The sequence below is a fragment of the Paenibacillus sp. SC116 genome, from assembly GCF_024733555.1.
In the GTDB taxonomy this organism is placed as follows: Bacteria; Bacillota; Bacilli; order Paenibacillales; family Paenibacillaceae; genus Paenibacillus_B.
Genome location: NZ_JANIOF010000001.1, coordinates 1,604,039 through 1,624,719, shown reverse-complemented (window position 1 = coordinate 1,624,719; position 20,681 = coordinate 1,604,039). Strand labels below are relative to the sequence as shown.

The 20,681-nt window shown below is 45.3% G+C and carries 1 protein-coding gene; it reads left to right on the top strand.

Annotated elements, in window-relative coordinates; all coding sequences use genetic code 11:
• The first annotated feature begins 1 nt into the window (after position 1).
• Positions 2–20,665, top strand: coding sequence for a non-ribosomal peptide synthetase (locus tag NQ117_RS07045; RefSeq protein ID WP_258277262.1), 20,664 nt, complete (start codon positions 2–4; stop codon positions 20,663–20,665).
• The last annotated feature ends 16 nt before the right edge of the window (positions 20,666–20,681 follow it).

Here is a 20,681-nt window from a genome sequence, read left to right as displayed (position 1 = left end):
AGTGGAACGTGATATCACATTGTCAAGGTTGCTTATTAATCGAGCAGAGCAAGGCAAGCAAGGGATTACCTATATTACGGGCGATCAGAATGAACAGGTTGAATCTTATGCACAGCTGTTACAAAGAGCGCTGGCTAGCTTGCATTTTTTTCAGTCAAAGGGGATAAAGCAAGGTGACGAACTGATTATTCAAATCGAGGACAATCCCATATTTTTGTCCGTGTTTTGGGGAGCACTGCTCGGTGGCATTATCCCTGTCCCTGTAAGTGTTGGGGGTAACCAAGAGCATCGGATGAAGTTGTTCAAGATATTTAGCACCTTGCTCAATCCATATATGATAGCAAATGCCAAAGTGTTTGCTGGTCTAGAAAAGACCGAACTTGATCCCGAGCTTGCGGTCGACTTGGATGCAATCCGACAGCGTTCTTTCCTTACTGAGGAAATGGAACAGCTCTCAGATGGTCAACTCGGTATCGTTTATCCGTCGAAGCCTGAAGACTTAGCTTTTATACAATTCTCTTCGGGATCAACAGGTGATCCTAAAGGTGTAATGCTGACACATGCCAACTTGATCGCAAATGTTAGAGCCATCGCTGCGGCTTCACAGTTAACAGAAGAAGATTCAATTCTGGGCTGGATGCCACTAACCCATGATATGGGGATGATTCTCTTTCATCTCACATCTGTGTGGGCCAACGTACAGCAATATTTAATGCCGACGGATCTGTTTATTCGCAGACCTACCCTGTGGATGAGGAAAGCCTCGGAGCACAAGGTAACCCAATTATGCTCGCCTAACTTCGGCTACAAGTTCTTTCTCGTTAAGTACAAGCCAGAAGAGGCTAAAGAGTGGGACTTGCAGCATTTACGTGTTATTTACAATGGTGCAGAACCGATATCTCCCGATCTGTGCGACTTATTTTTGGATCAGATGGAGAAACACGGTTTAAAACGCAATGCGATGATGCCTTCCTATGGACTGGCAGAGGCATCAGTAGCGGTATCTATCTCTAGACCGGGGACAACTTACACCAGGCTTCATCTTCTACGGAGTCATTTAAATGTAGGAGATCAGGTGATAGAAAAGGAAGTGCCGATTCAAGAGACAGTTACATTTGTTACGACAGGAGAACCTATCAACGATTGTTATCTGCGAATTTGTGATGATAACAATCAATTGCTTCCTGATAACTCCATTGGTCATATCCAAATAAGCGGTTTGAATGTAACTGCTGGCTATTATAATAACCCTTCAGCTACGTCTAGAATGTTAACGCCTGACGGTTGGGTAAATACCGGTGATTTGGGCTTTATGAGAAATGGTCAGTTGGTGATTACCGGGCGCCAGAAGGACATCATTTTTCTAAACGGTCAAAATGTATATCCACATGATATTGAACGGATCGCCGAGCAAGTTGAAGGCATAGAGTTAGGTAAGGTGGCCGTATGCGGTGTTGCTGATAAGGAGAACAACGGCGAGCAGATCGTTGTATTTGTCATGCATACGAAACCATTGGAGTCCTTTCTTCCAATCGCCAAGCGGCTAAGATATCATCTCAACTTTGCAGGGGGCTGGTCGGTTAAAGAGATTGTCCCGATTCGCCGAATTCCCAAAACGACGAGTGGCAAAGTACAGCGATATAAGCTTGCTCAAGATTATGAGGCTGGTATATATGCAGAAATTATTCTGTCCATGCATCCATCGCTCCAGAAACAGAACGAAAAGCGAAATACTCCCACGCTAAAAGTGGTGGAGCATAAGCTGCTGAACATCGTCAAAGAAGTGCTTCAAATTGACTCTATAGGTGCAGATGATAGCTATTTTGATATCGGTGCCAACTCTATTCAGATGGTACAGATGACGGAACATTTAGAACGTGAATTCGGTGTTCCGATTACAGTTGCTGAACTGTTTTCATACCCGAATCTTTCCAAGCTAGCTGAATTTATTGCACATGGAGAGAAGACAGAAGAACTAGGGAATTCCGATAGCAGCGACTTAGATTCGGCTCGTGATCATGATATTGCTATTATCGGTATGTCAGGTAAGTTTCCTACTGCAGATAATTTGGATGAATTCTGGAACCGTCTTGTTGATGGAGTGGATTGCATTCGGCCTTTAAATGAAGCGCGGAAGCAAGATGCAGATTTTTATATATCAAACATCAATACAGAAGGACGAGAACTGAACTGGGCAGAAGGCGGATACCTAGACGAAATTGATAAATTTGATCACGCTTTCTTCAAGATTACGCCGAAGGAAGCCAGCTTAATGGATCCCAATCAGCGACTGTTCCTACAAGCAGCATGGAGTACGCTAGAGGATGCAGGTTATGGCGGTGAACAGCTGAAGGGAAGCAGAGTTGGCGTGTATACTGGTTTCGCCAAAACGAGCTATGAGTACGAACGTCTCCTTTCAGAAATAAGCCCAGGCCAACTTCCGAACTTTGCAATCGGAAATCTCGCCTCTATTATTCCAAGTCGAATTTCCTACTTGTTGGATCTTAAAGGACCAGCAGTAACAGTCGATACGGCATGCTCATCTTCCCTAGTTGCCATCCATATGGCATGTAAAGCTATTGCTAATGGGGAATGTGATATGGCGATTTCTGGTGGTGTCAAGACGATATTGTTACCCATAAAAGCAGGCATTGGCATGGAGTCATCAGATGACAGAGCTCGCGCATTCGACGATAGCTCTACCGGAACGGGATGGGGGGAAGGCGTCGGTGCGGTCTTATTAAAATCACGACACAAAGCGGAGCAGGATGGGGACTATATTTATGCAGTCATAAAAGGCAGTGCTATTAATCAAGATGGAAATACAGTAGGTATATCAGCTCCAAATGCATCAGCGCAGACGGATGTTATATTGCAGGCGTGGAAAGATGCAAACATTGATCCTTCTACGATAAGTTACATTGAAGCGCATGGGACGGGTACGCAGCTCGGTGACCCGATCGAGATTGAGGGGATTCAGAAGGCGTTTCAACGTAAAGGTATTACTAAGAAGCAGTTCGTCGCCATTGGATCGGTTAAGACGAACATCGGACATTTATATGAGTCATCTGGTATTGCAAGTCTTCTTAAGTCAGTGCTGGCGCTGCAACGTAACCTACTACCTCCTACTATACATTTTGAAAATCCTAACCGAAACATTGCGTTCGAACAGTCACCGGTCTATGTGAACAGTAAATTGTCGCCATGGCAAGTTCCAGAGGGACAGCCACGTCGGTGCGGCATAAGTTCATTTGGTTTTAGTGGGACGAATTGCCATGTCGTTGTGGAAGAATATATTCGAAATGAAGTTGTTTCGGACAATAAATCAAAGGCTCCTAATCTGTTCGTACTTTCAGCTAAGACAGAGCACGCGTTGACTGAATTGATCGGCAGCTATCAAAGATATGTGAATGGTCATCTGGAAGAGAATGTTAGCGATATGTGCTATACGGCTGCAATCGGCCGTATGCATTGGCCATATCGGGTAGCGATTATAGCTGAGGATCTGGACGAGCTGCGTGAGAAGTTAGTAAGACTGACCGTCAATGGAGAAACAGGTGAAGAAGTATTCACAGGGATGCATCGCATCGTGTCCAAGTCTGGGAATATGAATCTAGCTGACAAGACGGAGCAGCAAATTTACGAGCTTAGCGAACAGGCAAGTCGAATTGTAAAAGAATATAGGGAATTGAGTTACAGGGATGAATATGCATCGCATCGACAAGAACATTTACGTAAGCTTGGAGCACTTTATGTGCAGGGAGCTAAAGTAGATTGGGCATCATTGTATCAGCATGCGGGCTGTCGTCGCGTTCCTCTGCCCACTTATCCATTCGAACGAAACCGCTGTTGGATTGATACCGCTTCAACTAATACAAGAGCAACGGGAGAAGTCACGGAGAATAGAACGAGGGAGCCCGAGAATGTAATGAAGGCTAATCAATCGACTACACACGTCTCTGCGGAACAGCAAGCTCAAGTATTGCACACCCTGAAGAATATGATTCATAACATTTCGCAACTTGATCCTAGTGAAATTGACTTATATACCCATTTTTTAGAAATGGGACTTGATTCTATCGTTCTGTCTCAGGTCAGCAATAGCATCAAAGATACTTTTAAATTGGATATACCAGTGCGTGTCTTCTTTGAATCTTTGACGAATCTTGAAAGTTTAAGTGATTACATCATAGCTCATATCCCTCGAAAAGAAGCAAGTCAACCGATTGATGAATGGAAAGGCTCACCATCTATTCCGATTAACAAGATTCGCGAACAAAGCCCGAGTGAAGCTCGCCATACGGAACAACATAAATTAGCTCGCACCAGCCACCCAACGCATATTCAGTCAATCTCGTCTACAAAGGGCGATGCTGTAGAACGTATTCTAGAGCAGCAGTTGCAGCTCATGTCGCAGCAACTAGAGCTGTTGAGATATAACCCACAAGTAGAAGCTCCGACAGTTACTTTTGAACAAGAGACGGTAATCGAACAGGAATTGCTAGGATTAAGACAAGCTGCAGTTGCAATGGAGACTCCTGCTCATCGACAAGAAGAGGAAATAAAGCCTTTTCAACCGTATCGTCGAATGAACGTTCAGGAGAAAGAGCAGTTGAACGATAAGCAAGAGCAGCATGTGAAGCAATTGATCGAGCGTCTTAGTAAAAAGACACAAAGGACGAAGGATTACACACAACGATACCGAGATGTATATGCAAATAACCGCAATGTTGCGGGGTTTCGATTGATTCTGAAAGAATTGGTATACCAAATTATTTCGCAAAAGGCAGAAGGCTCTAAAATATGGGACATTGACGGAAATGAATATATCGACCTTACGATGGGTTTCGGAGTTAACTTGTTTGGTCATATGCCTTCATTTATCCATGATGCGCTGCAGCACGAGCTTGAAAATGGCATGTGTGTCGGCCCGATGTCGAATTTGGCAGGTAACGTGGCCCAAGCAATTTCCGACATGACAGGTGTAGAGCGAGTAGCGTTCTACAATTCGGGTACGGAAGCGATCATGGTAGCGCTGCGATTGGCACGTGCCGCGACGTCCCGCTCTAAGGTTGTCATTTTCGCAGGGTCTTATCACGGTACTTATGATGGAATATTGGCGCTTGCAGGTGCAGGGGCTAATCTGGAAAGTACGATGCCGTTAGCGCCCGGTACGCTTAAAAATATGGTGCAAGATATTGTGGTGTTAAACTATGGCACAACGGAAGCACTTGATTATATTCGGTCACATGCTCATGAATTGGCAGCTGTCTTAGTTGAACCTGTACAGAGTAGAAGGCCTGATCTGCAGCCAACTGCATTTCTGAAGGAAATCCGCTCCATCACCGATTCTTCGGGTACCGCTTTCATTTTCGATGAAGTGATTACAGGTTTCCGTATTCATCCTGGAGGCGCGCAAAACTGGTTCGGTATTCAAGCTGATCTTGTAACGTATGGAAAAGTAATTGGTGGCGGGCTTCCAATAGGAATCGTTGCAGGAAAATCCAAATACATGGATGGAATTGATGGAGGAATTTGGAGTTTCGGTGATGATTCCTATCCTCAAAACGAGAGTAAGCGTGTTTTTGTTGCAGGTACGTTTTGTCATCATCCGTTAGCGATGTCAGCAACAATGGCAGTGCTTCATGAAATGAACCGACACGGTGAGAAATTGCAAACAGAATTGAATGAGCGTACCGCTATGTTTGCCCGTACACTTAATGATTACTTTGAAGAGGAACAGGTGCCAATTAAGATTGTTCACTTCGGTTCGCTATTCCGTTTCGTACTGAAAGGCGATCTAGAATTGTTCTTCTATCATCTGCTTGAAAAGGGGATTTACATCTGGGAAGGTCGCAATTGTTTCCTCTCGACAGCTCATTCAGATTCAGATATTGCTCGCATTATAGCAGCAATAACGAAGACGGTAAGTGAGTTAAGAGAGGGTGGAATATTACCTCCTACACCACATCCGTCTGGTCCGAAACGGATGAAGGATTCAAGCTTGCATCAGGAAGGTGATCTATCTGCTTCCACTTCAGCGAGCGCGCCTGTAACTGTAGAAGTGCCACAATCTGCGGTGCACAACGAGAAGCGGATTCGTGTTGGCAGCGAACAGAAGCAAATGTGGCTAGCTTCGCAATCTTCTGAGCAGTCTAATGCGGCCTTCAATCAAATTGCGGTGCTGCAGCTGAAGGGGCATCTGCGGTTAGACAAGCTGCAAACAGCAGTAGAGCAGCTGACCAACCGACATGAAGCACTAAGAACGGTGTTTGACGAAACAGGAGAAACTCAAATTATTCTTCCATTTGTTCAGGTGAACATCCCTGTCGAGAATTGTTCAACATGGACCGGGAGTGATAGAGAAGCACTTGTTCAGCAGTGGTTGCATGATGAGGCAGGACGCGCTTTCGATCTTACAACTAGAGATCCGCTCTTCCGCATTCATTTGCTGCAATTTGCAGCGGACGACACGATCGCGGCCATTACGATGCATCATGTCACATTGGATGGCTGGTCAGTCGGGGTGTTTGTCACTGAGTTGGAACAAGCGTATTCGATGCTGTGCAGAGGCGAGATATGGTCTCCTCCTGAAACGGCACAATTCAGCAACTTCCTGGAGTGGCAAGCAGTTCAGAACGAAACGGCTCTTATGGAAGAAGCTGTTCAATATTGGAGCAGCAGGTTGAATGAGCCGATAATGGCATTGCAATTCCCCAAAGTCGGCATGTTAATGAAACCATCCAATCGGGGAGAGCGCATCACGCATAAGATTGATGCTGCGCTGACTACGAAGCTGAAGAAGTTGAGTATTCGATTCAAGAATAGTTTGTTCGTAACGATGCTAGGATCATTTCAATTGTTTCTTCATCGCTTGACTGCTCGGAATAAGTTTGTCATCGGTATTCCTACAGCAGGACAAGCACATATGAACAGCTATTCTGTGATGGGGAACTGTGTCAACTTGCTGCCTGTTATAGCGGAATTAGAGGGAAGCGAGACCGTTGAATCTTTTTTCAATGGTGTAAAAGTAGCAATGGATACAATGGACCGTTATCAGACTTATCCATTCTCGTTCGTCAGCGAACGGCTGACTCATTTTCCCGCGTTCAATATTTTGTTCAACATGGACAGACCGTTGAAGGGATTGCAATTTTTTCAATTAGAGACAGAATTGCTTTCCAGCCCAGTAAGTTATGTGAACTACGATCTATTTATGAATGTGATGGAAGTAAAAGATGGGTTGCAGCTTGACGTAGACTTCCGTTCAGAAATGATAGATCCAAGTTTATTGGACTGGTGGATGGAAAGTTATATTTATATGCTCGACACGCTTACGAATGTGTTTCCTGAACAGGTCACAATCGGAAATTTGCCAGTGCTGCACAAGGAGCATAGTGAGACATTGTCAAGCATTTGGCAGATGCATGCTCCAGTGGAAACGGAATTAAATATTCTGGATGTGTATGCCCAGCCAGCACCTTTAGGTACACTTGGTCGAGTTTATGTTCGCGAACAGGCATTTGGACATTGGCGTGAAACGGGTGAACTGGCCGTATGTATGCCGGATGGCAGTATGCACATATGGGGACGGGAAGATAGAGTCGTCTCCAATCAACAGGGTGAAGTGAGTCTTGTTCAACTAGAACGGACGTTGACATCATTATCTCAACTATCCGATTGTGCGGTTATTGCTTGCAGGGACGATAAGGAAGTTAATCTAGCAGCTTATGTGGAATCTACAACTGAGTTGACAGATTTAGCGGCATTAAAGAGGCACTGGGCGGAACATTTGCCAAGCTATTCCCTTCCTAAGCATATTATCGCGATGAAGCAGCTGCCACGGACGGTTACTGGGGATATTGACTATTCTGCACTGCCAGATGTGCGTGAATGGACTGTAACGGAAACCGTGAATGGCATTCCTGCCGACGATCTAGAAGTACAATTGTCACGCGTATGGAAAGAGGTATTAAAAACCGAGCATGTTGGGGTGTTGGACGATTTCTTTACCCTTGGAGGGCAGTCGCTTCAAGGAATGGTTATGTTGTCCCGCCTAACTAAGGAACTTGGCGTAGTCGTTCCACTTAAACTTCTATTTGATTCGCCGAGTGTTCGGGGAATTGCAGATTATATTCGTGCTCAATCTGTGTCAGACACAGTCTCTTATTCGGAAATTGTTCCAGTAGAAAAACGGGAACTGTATCCTGTTACCTCTTCACAGAAACGAATGTACATTTTGCAGCAGTTTGAGGGCAATAAAGTCACCTATAACTTATCCGGGATGCTTAAGCTGGAGGGACCTTTAAATAAGCAAAAACTCAATGAAGTATTCTGCACATTAATAGAGCGGCATGAAGCGCTGCGTACATCATTCGTAGAAACAGAAGAAGGATTAATGCAGCGTATTGAAAAAGACGTCAAGTTCTCGATAGAGGATTTGATGGCTGACGAAGCCCAATTAGAAGATACAGTTAAACCATTTATTCAACCGTTTGACTTACGGCAGGCACCACTTATCCGCGTTGGATTGATTCCGTTGAGTGAGCAAAGGCATGAACTGCTGCTTGATATCCATCATATTATTGCGGACGGTGTGTCTGTTCAGACCCTGCTCGATGAGTTTGCAGCACTGTATGACGGCCGCGAGCTTCCTGAGCACCATGTTCAATATAAAGACTATGCGCTCTGGCATCAGGGCTGGATGCTGACAGAAGATTATGCTTCGCAGGAAACATACTGGCTGGAGCAGTTTAAAGATGGGGCGCCTGTCATTGAACTGCCATATGACAAACCTCGACCTGCGGTTCAAAGTTTTGAAGGGGACTGGATGTTCTTCTCTATTGAACCCGTGCTTAAAGAGCGGTTGACGCAGTTGGCAAAGGAAAGCGGCACAACGATGTATCTAGTGCTTCTAGCTGCCTATTGTACATTGCTGCATAAGTATAACGGTCAAGAGGAACTTGTAGTTGGAACACCGGTCGCTGGACGCAACCATCCTGATGTGGAAAATATGATTGGCGTGTTTATTAATACATTGGCACTCCGCTGCCCTATGTATTCTTCTATGAGTTTTTCCGAATTGCTGGAACAGATGAAGCAAACGGCTCTGTCGGCATTTGAGCATCAGCATTATCCGTTTGAAATGCTAGTTGAAAAATTGAATCTACAGCGTGACTTGAGTCGAAATCCACTCTTTGACACGATGTTCAGCTATGTGAACGATCCCGATACACTTCAAGCAGGAGAGTTGGTATGCACCATTGAGGAAACTCAAAAATCTATCGCGATGTTTGATCTTTCGTTGGAAGCGATGGAATTAGGCGCTAAACTCGTTTTTCGATTGGAATATGCCGTGAAATTATGGGAGCGTTCAACGATAGAACGGATTTCCCGACATTTTCAGGAACTGCTTGCTGATATTGCTTCGAGTCCGGAGAAGTCATTGGCAGAGCTGAATCTACTAACCAAGGATGAGAAGGTCCAATTGCTTGAAGGGTTTGACATTTACCAAGAAACGGAGTCGATTAACATTCCGTTTCATCCGTTCATTGAAGCACAGGCAGCGAACAATCCTGAACATATTGCTGTCATATATAAGGAAACCAAGCTCACTTATCATGAACTCGATAGTGCTGCGAATCGATTGGCAAGAACGCTAATGGATGCTGGAATAGGGCGTGAATCGCTCGTTGGAATATTGGCTGAACGTTCAGCAGAGATGATAGTCGCTATCCTTGCAGTTTGGAAAGCTGGCGGAGCCTACGTGCCGATTGATCCGGACTATCCTGAAGATCGTATTGAATTTATGCTCCAAGACAGTGGTGCAAAGGCATTGCTTTCCCAATCATGGCTTGCTGATCGCTTTGCTTTTATGACGCAGACAAGTGAGACTTCTACTTCAATTATTTTCATCGACGACGAAAGTGTCTATGATGGCGACGATTCTGCCTTACCAATGCGAAATGAAGGACATGATTTGGCATATGTCATTTATACGTCTGGTACAACAGGACGCCCGAAAGGAGTCATGATTGAGCATCGAAGCCTAGTTAATACGGCATACGGCTACCGGAGAGAGTATAGATTGAATGAATTTCCGGTACGGTTGCTACAGCTAGCCAGTTTCTCCTTCGATGTATCTATCGGTGATATTGCGCGAGCGTTATTTAATGGCGGTACGATGATTATTTGTCCTAAGGATGATCGAATCGACCCTGTTCGTCTATCTGGCTGGATTCAGGATTACGAAATAACTCTATTTGAATCTACTCCAGCGCTCATTATACCTTTTATGAATCATATTGCTGCACAGCGGCTTGAGTTACCTTCCTTGAAGTTGCTCATAACAAGTTCTGATGCATGCAGTGTGCGTGATTATCGCATTTTACAACAGCAATTCGGTTCGTCTATACGCATTATTAACAGTTACGGCGTCACGGAAGCTGCTATCGACACAAGTGTATATGATGAATCGCTAGAAAAGCTTCCGCAGTCTGGCAACGTGCCTATCGGTAAGGCGACTCTGAATGGTAGATTTTATATCGTCGATTCGATGTTAAACCCAGTGCCTGTCGGTATTGCCGGAGAATTGTGCATTGGCGGACCTGGTGTCTCAAGAGGGTATTTAAATCGTCCTGAATTGAATGTAGAGAAATTTATTATGAGCCCATTCATTCCGGGTGAGCGCTTGTACCGTACTGGTGATCTCGCACGTTGGGATATGGACGGAAATGTAGATTTTATTGGCCGCATGGACCATCAGGTGAAAATACGTGGATATCGGATTGAACTTGGTGAAATCGAGTCACAAATTCTTCAGCTGGATGAAGTGAATGAAGTAGTTGTAATTGCTCGCACAGACGAATTCAGCGGTACCTATCTTTGTGCTTATGTTGTGCTTGTAGACGGAAACAGTAACGATGATTCGATACTGATTCAGCTGCGTAAAGCGTTAGAAAATCAACTTCCTTCTTATATGGTGCCAGCGCATTTTATAGGCTTGGAGCGGATGCTGTTAACGCCGAATGGTAAAATCGATCGCAACGCGCTGCCTGCACCAACCGGGCCACTTATGTCAAAAGTGGAGTACATGGCACCACGTAATAAAAAAGAACAATCAGTGGCTGACGTGTGGTTGTCTGTTCTGGGTGGAAATTCGATAGGCATCAACGATAATTTCTTTGAGCTTGGTGGCGATTCGATAAAGTCGTTGCAAGTCATTTCTAGACTGCTGCAAGCTGGTTACAAGCTAGAGATGAGAGACTTATTTCAATATCCAACCATATCTGCATTATGCCCGCATCTGCGTGAAACTGTGAAACTGGCGGATCAAAGTGAAGTAACAGGTGTAGTGCAGCTGACACCGATCATCGCACGATTTGCAACGGATGAACCAATAGACAAGCATCATTATAACCAGGCTGTACTGCTTCACCGAACAGAACGATTCGATGTCGATGCTCTAAAAGCAGCGATGTCACATATCGTAGTGCATCATGACGCTCTAAGAATGGTGCTTCGAGAGACAGAAGATGGATATGTGATGTGGAATCGCAGTGTGGACGAGGGTGAGCTGTATACCTTTGAACAATTTGATTATGAGGCACTTGGTAGTGGCGTAGAACTGGCACATGCTATTGAAACTACAGCAACGAGCATACAAGGATCAATTGATTTGGGCAACGGACCACTCATGAAGCTTGCCCTGTTCCATTGCGAGGATGGGGACCATCTGCTAATCGCTATTCACCATATTGTCGTTGATGGCGTATCTTGGCGCATTATTTTCGAGGATGTAGCAACAGCCTATGATCAAGCATTGAGTCTCAATCCGATCCGTTTACCGCACAAATCTGATTCGTTCCAGTTGTGGGCGGAGCAGCTTGCTGCCTATGCTGACTGTGGTATGACAAGTGAGGAAGTTGCATACTGGCAAGCCATTGAATCAAAGGAAATTCATCCACTGCCTAAGGATATGGAATGCGAGCATTTGCTAGAACGTGATACCGAGCTTATGACTGTTACTTGGTCGAAAAAGGAGACAGATCAGTTACTAACACATGCACATCGTGCCTACAAAACGGAAGTCAACGATTTGCTATTGGCTGCTCTGGGCCGTGCGGTAACTTCATGGTCCTCTGTAGATCGTATCCGAATCAATCTTGAAGGACACGGTCGGGAAGACATCATTCCAGATTTGGATATCACACGTACCATTGGCTGGTTTACAAGTATGTATCCCGTAGTGCTTGAAGCGGGAAGCGACATGGAACTTGGTCGATACATCATAGAGGTGAAAGAAAACTTGCGTGCCATTCCTAATAAAGGAATCGGTTATGGTATTTGGCGATATGCAGCAAGTCGAGCCGAACAGTTAGACTTTGCACCTGAACCGGAGATCAGCTTTAACTACTTAGGTCAATTTGATCAGGATTATGAAGGAAGTGGTTTAGCTGAGTCTCGCTTCGCTGCGGGACGAACGGTCAGTGATAACGCGTTAGTTGAGTTTTCTTTGGATATGAATGGCATGATTACAGGCGGATGCTTGACGTTCACGATCGCGTACAACTCACGGCAGTATCATCGCGAATCCATTGAACGACTTTCCGCTAAATTAAACAATAGCTTGCAGGATGTTCTCTTGCATTGCTCAAGCAAAGAACAACCAAAGCTTACGCCAAGTGACATTTCATTGCATGGATTGTCCCTAGAAGATCTGGAGCAATTGGAAGCACAAACAGCACATCTTGGTGAACTGGAGAACGCCTATGCATTAGCTCCTATGCAGAAAGGGATGTTCTTCCACTACCTAATGAATCCCCAATCCGGATTCTACATCGAACAGTTGAAGCTGGATGTGACGGGAGGATTCTATCCAGATACATTTGTTCGCAGCTTTGACTATCTGGTGGCGAGACACGAAGTTTTGCGGACGAGTTTCGTGACAGAATTCAACAATGACACGATTCAAGTCGTCTTCAAACAACGTAACATTCCTTATTATTACGAGGATATAAGTAGTCTGGACACCACGGAGCGCACCGCATATATCGAACGCTATGAAGCGGAAGATCATGAGAAGGGTTTTGACCTGTTAAGCGATAATTTGATGAGGTTGGCAGTACTGCGTACAGGGAAAGACACGTATCACATCGTATGGAGCTATCACCATATTTTAATGGATGGTTGGTGTGTTGGCATTGTTATGGACGAGTGGTTAAGTCATTACCGTGCTCTAAATAACGGTCAACCTATTGAGATCCGAGAGGCAATACCGTACAGCAAATACTTACAATGGCTGGAGAAGCAGCCAATCGATGAGGGAATGAGTTATTGGCGTTCCTATCTTGACGGATATGCTCAGCAGTCGAGTGTACCTTTTGGACGAAGTTTGCCAGAGGCAGGCTACCGTTATGAAGAACGGAGCTTTGCATTGGGTGAGCGAGAGACTGCTCAATTGAAGGCAGCGGCGGATCGTTATATGGTCACCTTGAGTAATTTGTTCTTGACTGCATGGGGACTGATATTGAGTCGATACAATCAAGTTGACGATGTCGTATTTGGAAATGTTGTGTCTGGCCGTCCGACAGAAATTTCTAGTGTAGAAAATATGGTTGGCTTGTTTATTAATACGGTACCTTTGCGTGTAAAGCTGTCCAGATCGAGTACTTTCGCGGAACTGATGAAAAATGTGCAGCAAGAATCGCTACAGTCTCAGCAATATGATTATTGTCCGTTAGCGGATATTCAAGCCGAATCTTCATTAAAACAGCGGTTGTTTGATCATATTGTTGTCTTTGAGAACTACCCGCTTCAGGAAATAGGTGACTCGGTGAGTTCTGATTTAGGCTTTACGATTACGGATGCTAGTGTATCAGAACAGACCAATTATGATTTCAATGTAAACGTCGAGATAGGAACATGTCTCCGAATCACACTCTCATACAATCGGAACGTCTATTCTGAACAGAGCATTGAGCGAATAGAAGGTCATCTGCAAACGGTCCTTATGCAGGTAGCTGCGAATCCAGACAAGTTATTGGCAGAGTTGAATTTGCTAACGAAGGAAGAACAAGTCCAATTGCTTGAAGAGTTCGACATGTACCAAGAAACGGAGACCATCAACGTTCCGTTTCATCCGTTCATTGAAGCACAGGCAGCGAAAACGCCTGAACATATAGCTGTTGTATATAAAGAAACCAAGCTCACTTATCGTGAACTTGATAGTGCTGCGAATCGATTGGCGAGAACACTAATGGCTGCTGGTATTGGACGAGAATCGCTTGTTGGTATATTGGCTGAACGTTCAGCAGAGATGGTAGTCGCTATCCTTGCCGTTTGGAAAACTGGTGGAGCTTACGTGCCGATTGATCCGGATTATCCTGAGGATCGAATTGAATTTATGCTCCAAGACAGTGGTGCAAAGGTATTGCTTTCTCAGTCATGGCTTGCTGATCACTTTGCTTTTATGACGCAGACGAGTGAGACTTCTACTTCAATTATTTTCATCGACGATGAAAATGTCTATGATTGCGACGATTCTGCTCTACCAATGCGAAATGAAGGTCATGATTTGGCATATGTCATTTATACATCTGGTACAACAGGACGCCCGAAAGGAGTTATGATTGAGCATCGAAGTCTAGTTAATACGGCATATGGCTACCGGAGGGAATATCGCTTGAATGAATTTCCGGTACGATTGCTCCAGTTAGCCAGTTTTTCCTTCGATGTATCTATCGGCGATATAGCACGAGCATTATTTAATGGCGGCACGATGGTGATTTGTCCTAAAGATGACCGCGTTGACCCTGCTCGCCTGTATGACTGGATTTTGGAGTACGAGATAACTCTATTTGAATCCACCCCGGCGCTCATTATACCGTTTATGAACCATATTGCTGCAAGTGGGCTTGAGCTGCCTTCAATGAAGCTGCTTATAACAAGCTCCGATGCTTGCAGTGTGCGTGATTATCGCATTTTACAACAGCAGTTCGGTTCAACTATGCGCATTATCAATAGTTATGGCGTCACTGAAGCTGCTATCGACACAAGTGTATACGATGAATCGCTAGACAAGCTTCCGCAATCTGGAAACGTGCCTATCGGTAAGGCGACTCTGAATGGTAGATTCTATATCGTCGATTCGATGTTAAACCCAGTGCCTGTTGGCATTGCAGGGGAATTGTGCATTGGCGGACCTGGTGTCTCAAGAGGGTATTTAAATCGCCCTGAATTAAATGAAGAGAAATTTATTATGAACCCATTCATTCCGGGTGAGCACTTGTATCGAACCGGAGATCTTGCACGTTGGGATGTGGACGGAAATGTAGATTTTATTGGCCGGATGGACCACCAGGTGAAAATACGTGGGTATCGGATCGAACTTGGTGAAATTGAGTCACAAATCCTTCAGTTAATTGAAGTTGATGAAGTAGTGGTGACTGCTCTAACGGATGGCCGTGGCCAAAAATATTTGTGTGCATATATCGTTGCTGCCGGAGAAGAGCCGTTGCAAACAGCTATCATCCGCAAAGAGCTTGCTAAGCAGCTGCCTGACTTTATGGTGCCTGCACAGTATGTGCAACTGGATGAAATCCCACTTACACCAAATGGAAAAATTGATCGAAAAGCGCTGCCTGAGCCTGGTGAAGAGTTAGGGGCGTCGTCTCTCTATGTCGCGCCAAGTAATGTGACGGAAGCGGTTCTTGCGAAATTGTGGCAGGAGGTCCTGGGTGTATCTCAAGTTGGCATCGACGATCATTTCTTTGAACTGGGTGGTCATTCCTTAAAAGCGATGCTGCTGCTGAATCATATCGCGAAGCAATTTCAGACATCGTTGACGCTGCGCGAAGTATTTGCCCAGCCAACGATTCGTCAGCTGGCGGAGCTTATCCAGCAGGCTGAGAAGGGCGTATATGCAACGATTGAGCCCGTTCCGGAAAAGCAAGTATATCCTGTGTCTTCAGCTCAAAAGCGGTTGTACGTCATTCATCAGTTGGATACAACAAGCACGGCCTATAACATGTGTGCTGCTTTAGTTATGGAGGGTCCGATTAATAAGCGTAAGCTTGAGCGGGCACTTCAAAAGATGGTTGCCCGACACGAATCATTCCGTACCTCTTTCGAAATGCACGAAGGAGAGCCAGTGCAGCGTGTGCATCGCAAAGTAGAGTTCAACCTTATTTCACGTCAGCTGGAGGAAGCGGAAGTTGCTGCTGCAGTTATGGATGCGCATCTGTTAGCGAGCACGGAGAATGAAGAGTTGTTGTATGAGCAGGTCATTCATCCATTTGTTAGGTCGTTTGATTTGAACTCGGCTCCGCTTCTGAGGTCAGAGATAGTAAAACTTTCACCACAAAAACACATCCTACTTATCGACATGCACCATATCATCACGGATGGAATGTCAGTTGAAGTGTTCGTGGATGAACTAAGCCGATTGTATGCAGGCGAGATATTGCCTGAATTGCGTATTCAATACAAGGATTATGCGGTGTGGCATAACCAGTTCCTGCGACAAGAGCAAATGCAGCGACAGGAAAAGTTCTGGTTGGACCAATTCCGTGATGAAGTTCCGATCCTTAACATGCCTACTGACTTCTCACGGCCGAATGTGCAGAGCTTCGAGGGGGGACAAATTAGCTTCGAAGTGCAACCGGATCTCTTGCGGAAACTGTACAAGCTGTGTAAAGAAACTGAGACGACGCTATTCATGGTGCTGCTTGCGTCCTACAATGTACTATTGCAAAAATACTCAGGACAAGAAGATATTATCGTCGGAACACCTGTTGCGGGAAGACCACATGCGGACCTTCAGCAGTTGATTGGAATGTTCGTTAATACGCTTGCTCTGCGCAATTACCCAGAGGGTGACAAGACGTTCGCTGATTTCCTTGCCGAGGTCAAAGATCGTTCATTACTGGCCTTTGAAAATCAGGATTATCCGTTTGAGGAACTGCTTGAACTTCTTCATCTTCGTCGTGATGCAAGCCGCAATCCGTTGTTTGATACGATGTTTGTGCTGCAAAATACCGGTATGAACCAGATTGAGATGGAGGGAGTTACCTTCACTCCGTTCGAATTTGCCGAGGGTATCTCCAAATTTGATCTTTCGCTAAATGTTGAAGAGATTGGCGATAAGCTTCTCGTTAGCTTTGAATATTGTTCGAAGCTGTACGAGCAGGCCACGGTACAAAGGCTGGCTCGCCATTGGATCCGTATATTAGAGGCAGTCGTGGAACAGCAGCAAATCAAATTGGCTGATATCGCGATAATTACTGATCAGGAGAGTAAGCAAATCTCTGAGGTATTCAATAACACAGCCGCTGTATATCCAGAGGCAACAATTGTGGAGCAGTTCGAGTCGCAAGTGGAACAGACGCCTGAGCGGATTGCTGTAATCTACGGTGACACACAGTTGACCTTCAGAGAGCTGAACTTCCAAGCGAACCAAGCAGCACGTCGATTACAGCAGCTCGGCGTGGGACCGGATCAGATTGTGCCAATTGTGCTTGATCGTTCGGAGAAGATGGCTGTCACATTATTTGCAATTCTGAAAGCGGGCGGAGCGTATCTTCCGATTGATCCCGCTACACCAGAGGAACGAATTCAGTTCTTGTTGAAAGATTGTAGTGCGAAAGTTGTTCTGACACAGCAACGATTCAAGTCGAAGCTGGAAAGTGCTATCACGAGTGATACAGAGACAAAGTCTAACCTAACGATTATGAATGTTGACGATGAACAGTTGTATCAGGGAGAAGGCTGCAATCTACCGCTTGCAGCACGACCAGAAAATTTAGTCTATGTTCTCTACACATCAGGCACAACTGGCAATCCGAAAGGCGTTATGATCGAGCATCGTTCGTTAGCCAACTTTTTGCACTGGATGCAGTTGAATTTCCCGATCGGAGAGTCTGACGTTATTTTGCAGAAGTCTCCGTATACGTTCGATGTGTCTGTTAGGGAGCAGTTCTGGTGGGCAATACAGGGAGCGAAGGTCGTTTACCTAGAGCCTGGTGGAGAGAAAGAACCCGATCAGATGGTGGAGGCTGTCGTGCGGCACGGTGTAACATCGATGCACTTTGTACCATCTATGTTGAGCGCATTCCTTGATTATGTGGAAGCGAGGCAGAGTACGGTATTAGATAAGCTTGCAAGCTTGAAGCAATTATTTGTCAGCGGAGAGGCGATGAACATCAAGCTAGCGGAGCGGTTTAATACATTGTTATCTCGCGGTGGTCTTACGAGGATGACCAATCTGTATGGACCGACTGAAGCAACGATTGATGTCACTTATTATAATATCCCAGCTTGCGAGCAGCTCGAGAGAATGCCAATCGGTAACCCTGTTGGCAATACAGAACTGTATGTGATCGGTGCGGGTGGTATGCAGCAGCCAATTGGTGTTCCCGGTGAATTATGTGTTGTTGGTGTGCAGTTATCCCGCGGTTATTTGAACCGTCCTGAATTGACGCAAGAGAAGTTTGTGCCTATTCCGTTCCGTCCCGATGAGCGGATGTACCGTACTGGTGACCTCGTACGATGGATGTCAGATGGGAAAATAGAATATCTTGGACGAATGGATCACCAAGTGAAAATTCGAGGTTATCGCATAGAACTTGGGGAAGTTGAGGCGGCACTAAGAAGCCATCCTGATATAAAGGAAACTGTCGTTATTGATCAGAAGGATTCACATGGACAGAGGTATTTATGCGCATACGTAACAGTGAATGCTGATTCGGCTCCGTCCATAGCTGACATGCGGACTCATCTAATTGTGAAACTTCCAGACTATATGGTTCCTGCTCGCTTCATGATAATAGAGCGAATGCCACTCAGTTCAAATGGAAAAGTCAACCGCCGCGAGCTTCCGGTACCAGTTGGAGACGTAGGTACGAATGAGACTATTACTGCGCCTGAGACGGAAATGGAGGAGCTGCTTGCAGATTTATGGCAAGATGTACTTGGCATCAGACAGGTAGGTACAGAGCAGAATTTCTTCGAGCTGGGCGGAGATTCCATCAAAGCACTCCAAATTGGAGCACGTTTAAATGGACGTGGATATAAGATGGAATTGAAAGATTTATTCCAATTCCCACAGATCAAGCTGTTAAGTAAATATATTAAGACCGTTGGTCGTGTGATCGATCAGGGCCCTGTACGTGGTGATATGGAACTGACCCCGATCCAACGCAGGTTTTTCGAACGGACAAGCATGGATAGGCATCATTACAATCAATCGGTCATGATGTTCAGCAATGCTCGATTGGACGAAGCAGCACTCAGGAAGTCGTTGGACAAGCTGATTATGCATCATGATGCGCTGCGTATGACCTATATAGAGCAGTCGGATGGCCAGATGCTAGCTCGCAATCATGGGGTGGAATCTACTACAGCAATGAATCGTGCAGATATCGTACATTTCCACTTTGCTACGTACAATTGGGTTGATCGACCGCAGGAGAAGCTTGAGGAAGATATAAAGCTTGAAGCGAACCATATACAGGGAGCGATGAATCTTGCGTCTGGTCCGCTCATGAGAGTGGCATTATTTAAAACGATGGCTGGCGATCATTTGCTCATCGCTATTCATCATCTCGTTGTGGACGGCGTATCTTGGCGTATCTTGCTCGAGGATCTCGCAGATCTGTATGTACAAGCGGTTCAAGGTATTCCGTTGGAAACGATGGAGCTGCCTGCGAAGACGGATTCATATCGAGAGTGGGCACTGCGGCTAAAAGAATACGCGAAGAGCACTAAGTTGCGAGGTGAGATCAATTATTGGAACAGCCCTGCAGAAACAGTTGTGAACCCTCTGCCGCAAGATAGTGACGTAACGTTAACGTATGAGAAGGATAGCCGTGAGGCAACGATCACACTCACTGCTGAACAGACGGAGATGCTTCTAAAGCAATCGTATCGCGCCTATTCGACAGATGTGAATGATCTACTCCTTGCTTCGCTAGGTCTGGCTGTTCATGAATGGACGGGTCATCAGGAGGTATGGGTCAGCCTTGAGGGACATGGTCGTGAGGATATTCTTAAAGAAATCGACGTATCTAGAACGGTTGGCTGGTTCACATCCATTTATCCTGTGAAACTGGATATAACCAATGCAAAAGATCTTCCTTACGTGCTCAAATCAACGAAGGATGAATTGCGCCGGGTTCCTAATAAAGGGGTCGGTTACAGCATTCTGAAATATATTACAGACCATTTGCCAGAGCATGAAAGGCCGTCGGAGCTGACAAGAAATTGGCGCCTTCAACCGGAAATCATCTTTAATTATTTGGGCCAAATGGACGGTGAAACAGCTGAGAACAGCCAATTCAGTAACTCAGTCATGCCAACAGGTCAAGAGATTAGTCCTAACTTGGATCGTTCGCACCTATGGGACATTAACGGATGGGTTGTAGACGGTACACTACACATGACTTTCAGCTATAGCGTTCTACAATATGAGTCGGAGACAGCTGAGCGCTTTGTAGCTTTGTTCCATAAGCATCTGCTTTCCATTATTGAACATTGCTGCGCAAAGCAAGAGACAGAGCAGAGCCCAACCGACTTTACTTACAATCAACTGTCACTTGAGCATTTCCAATCGCTGTCTGATCAATTGCAAAACAAGATAAAGAAGTCAAGATCAAAAGGCCAAAATTGAAAGGTTGATGATCTCA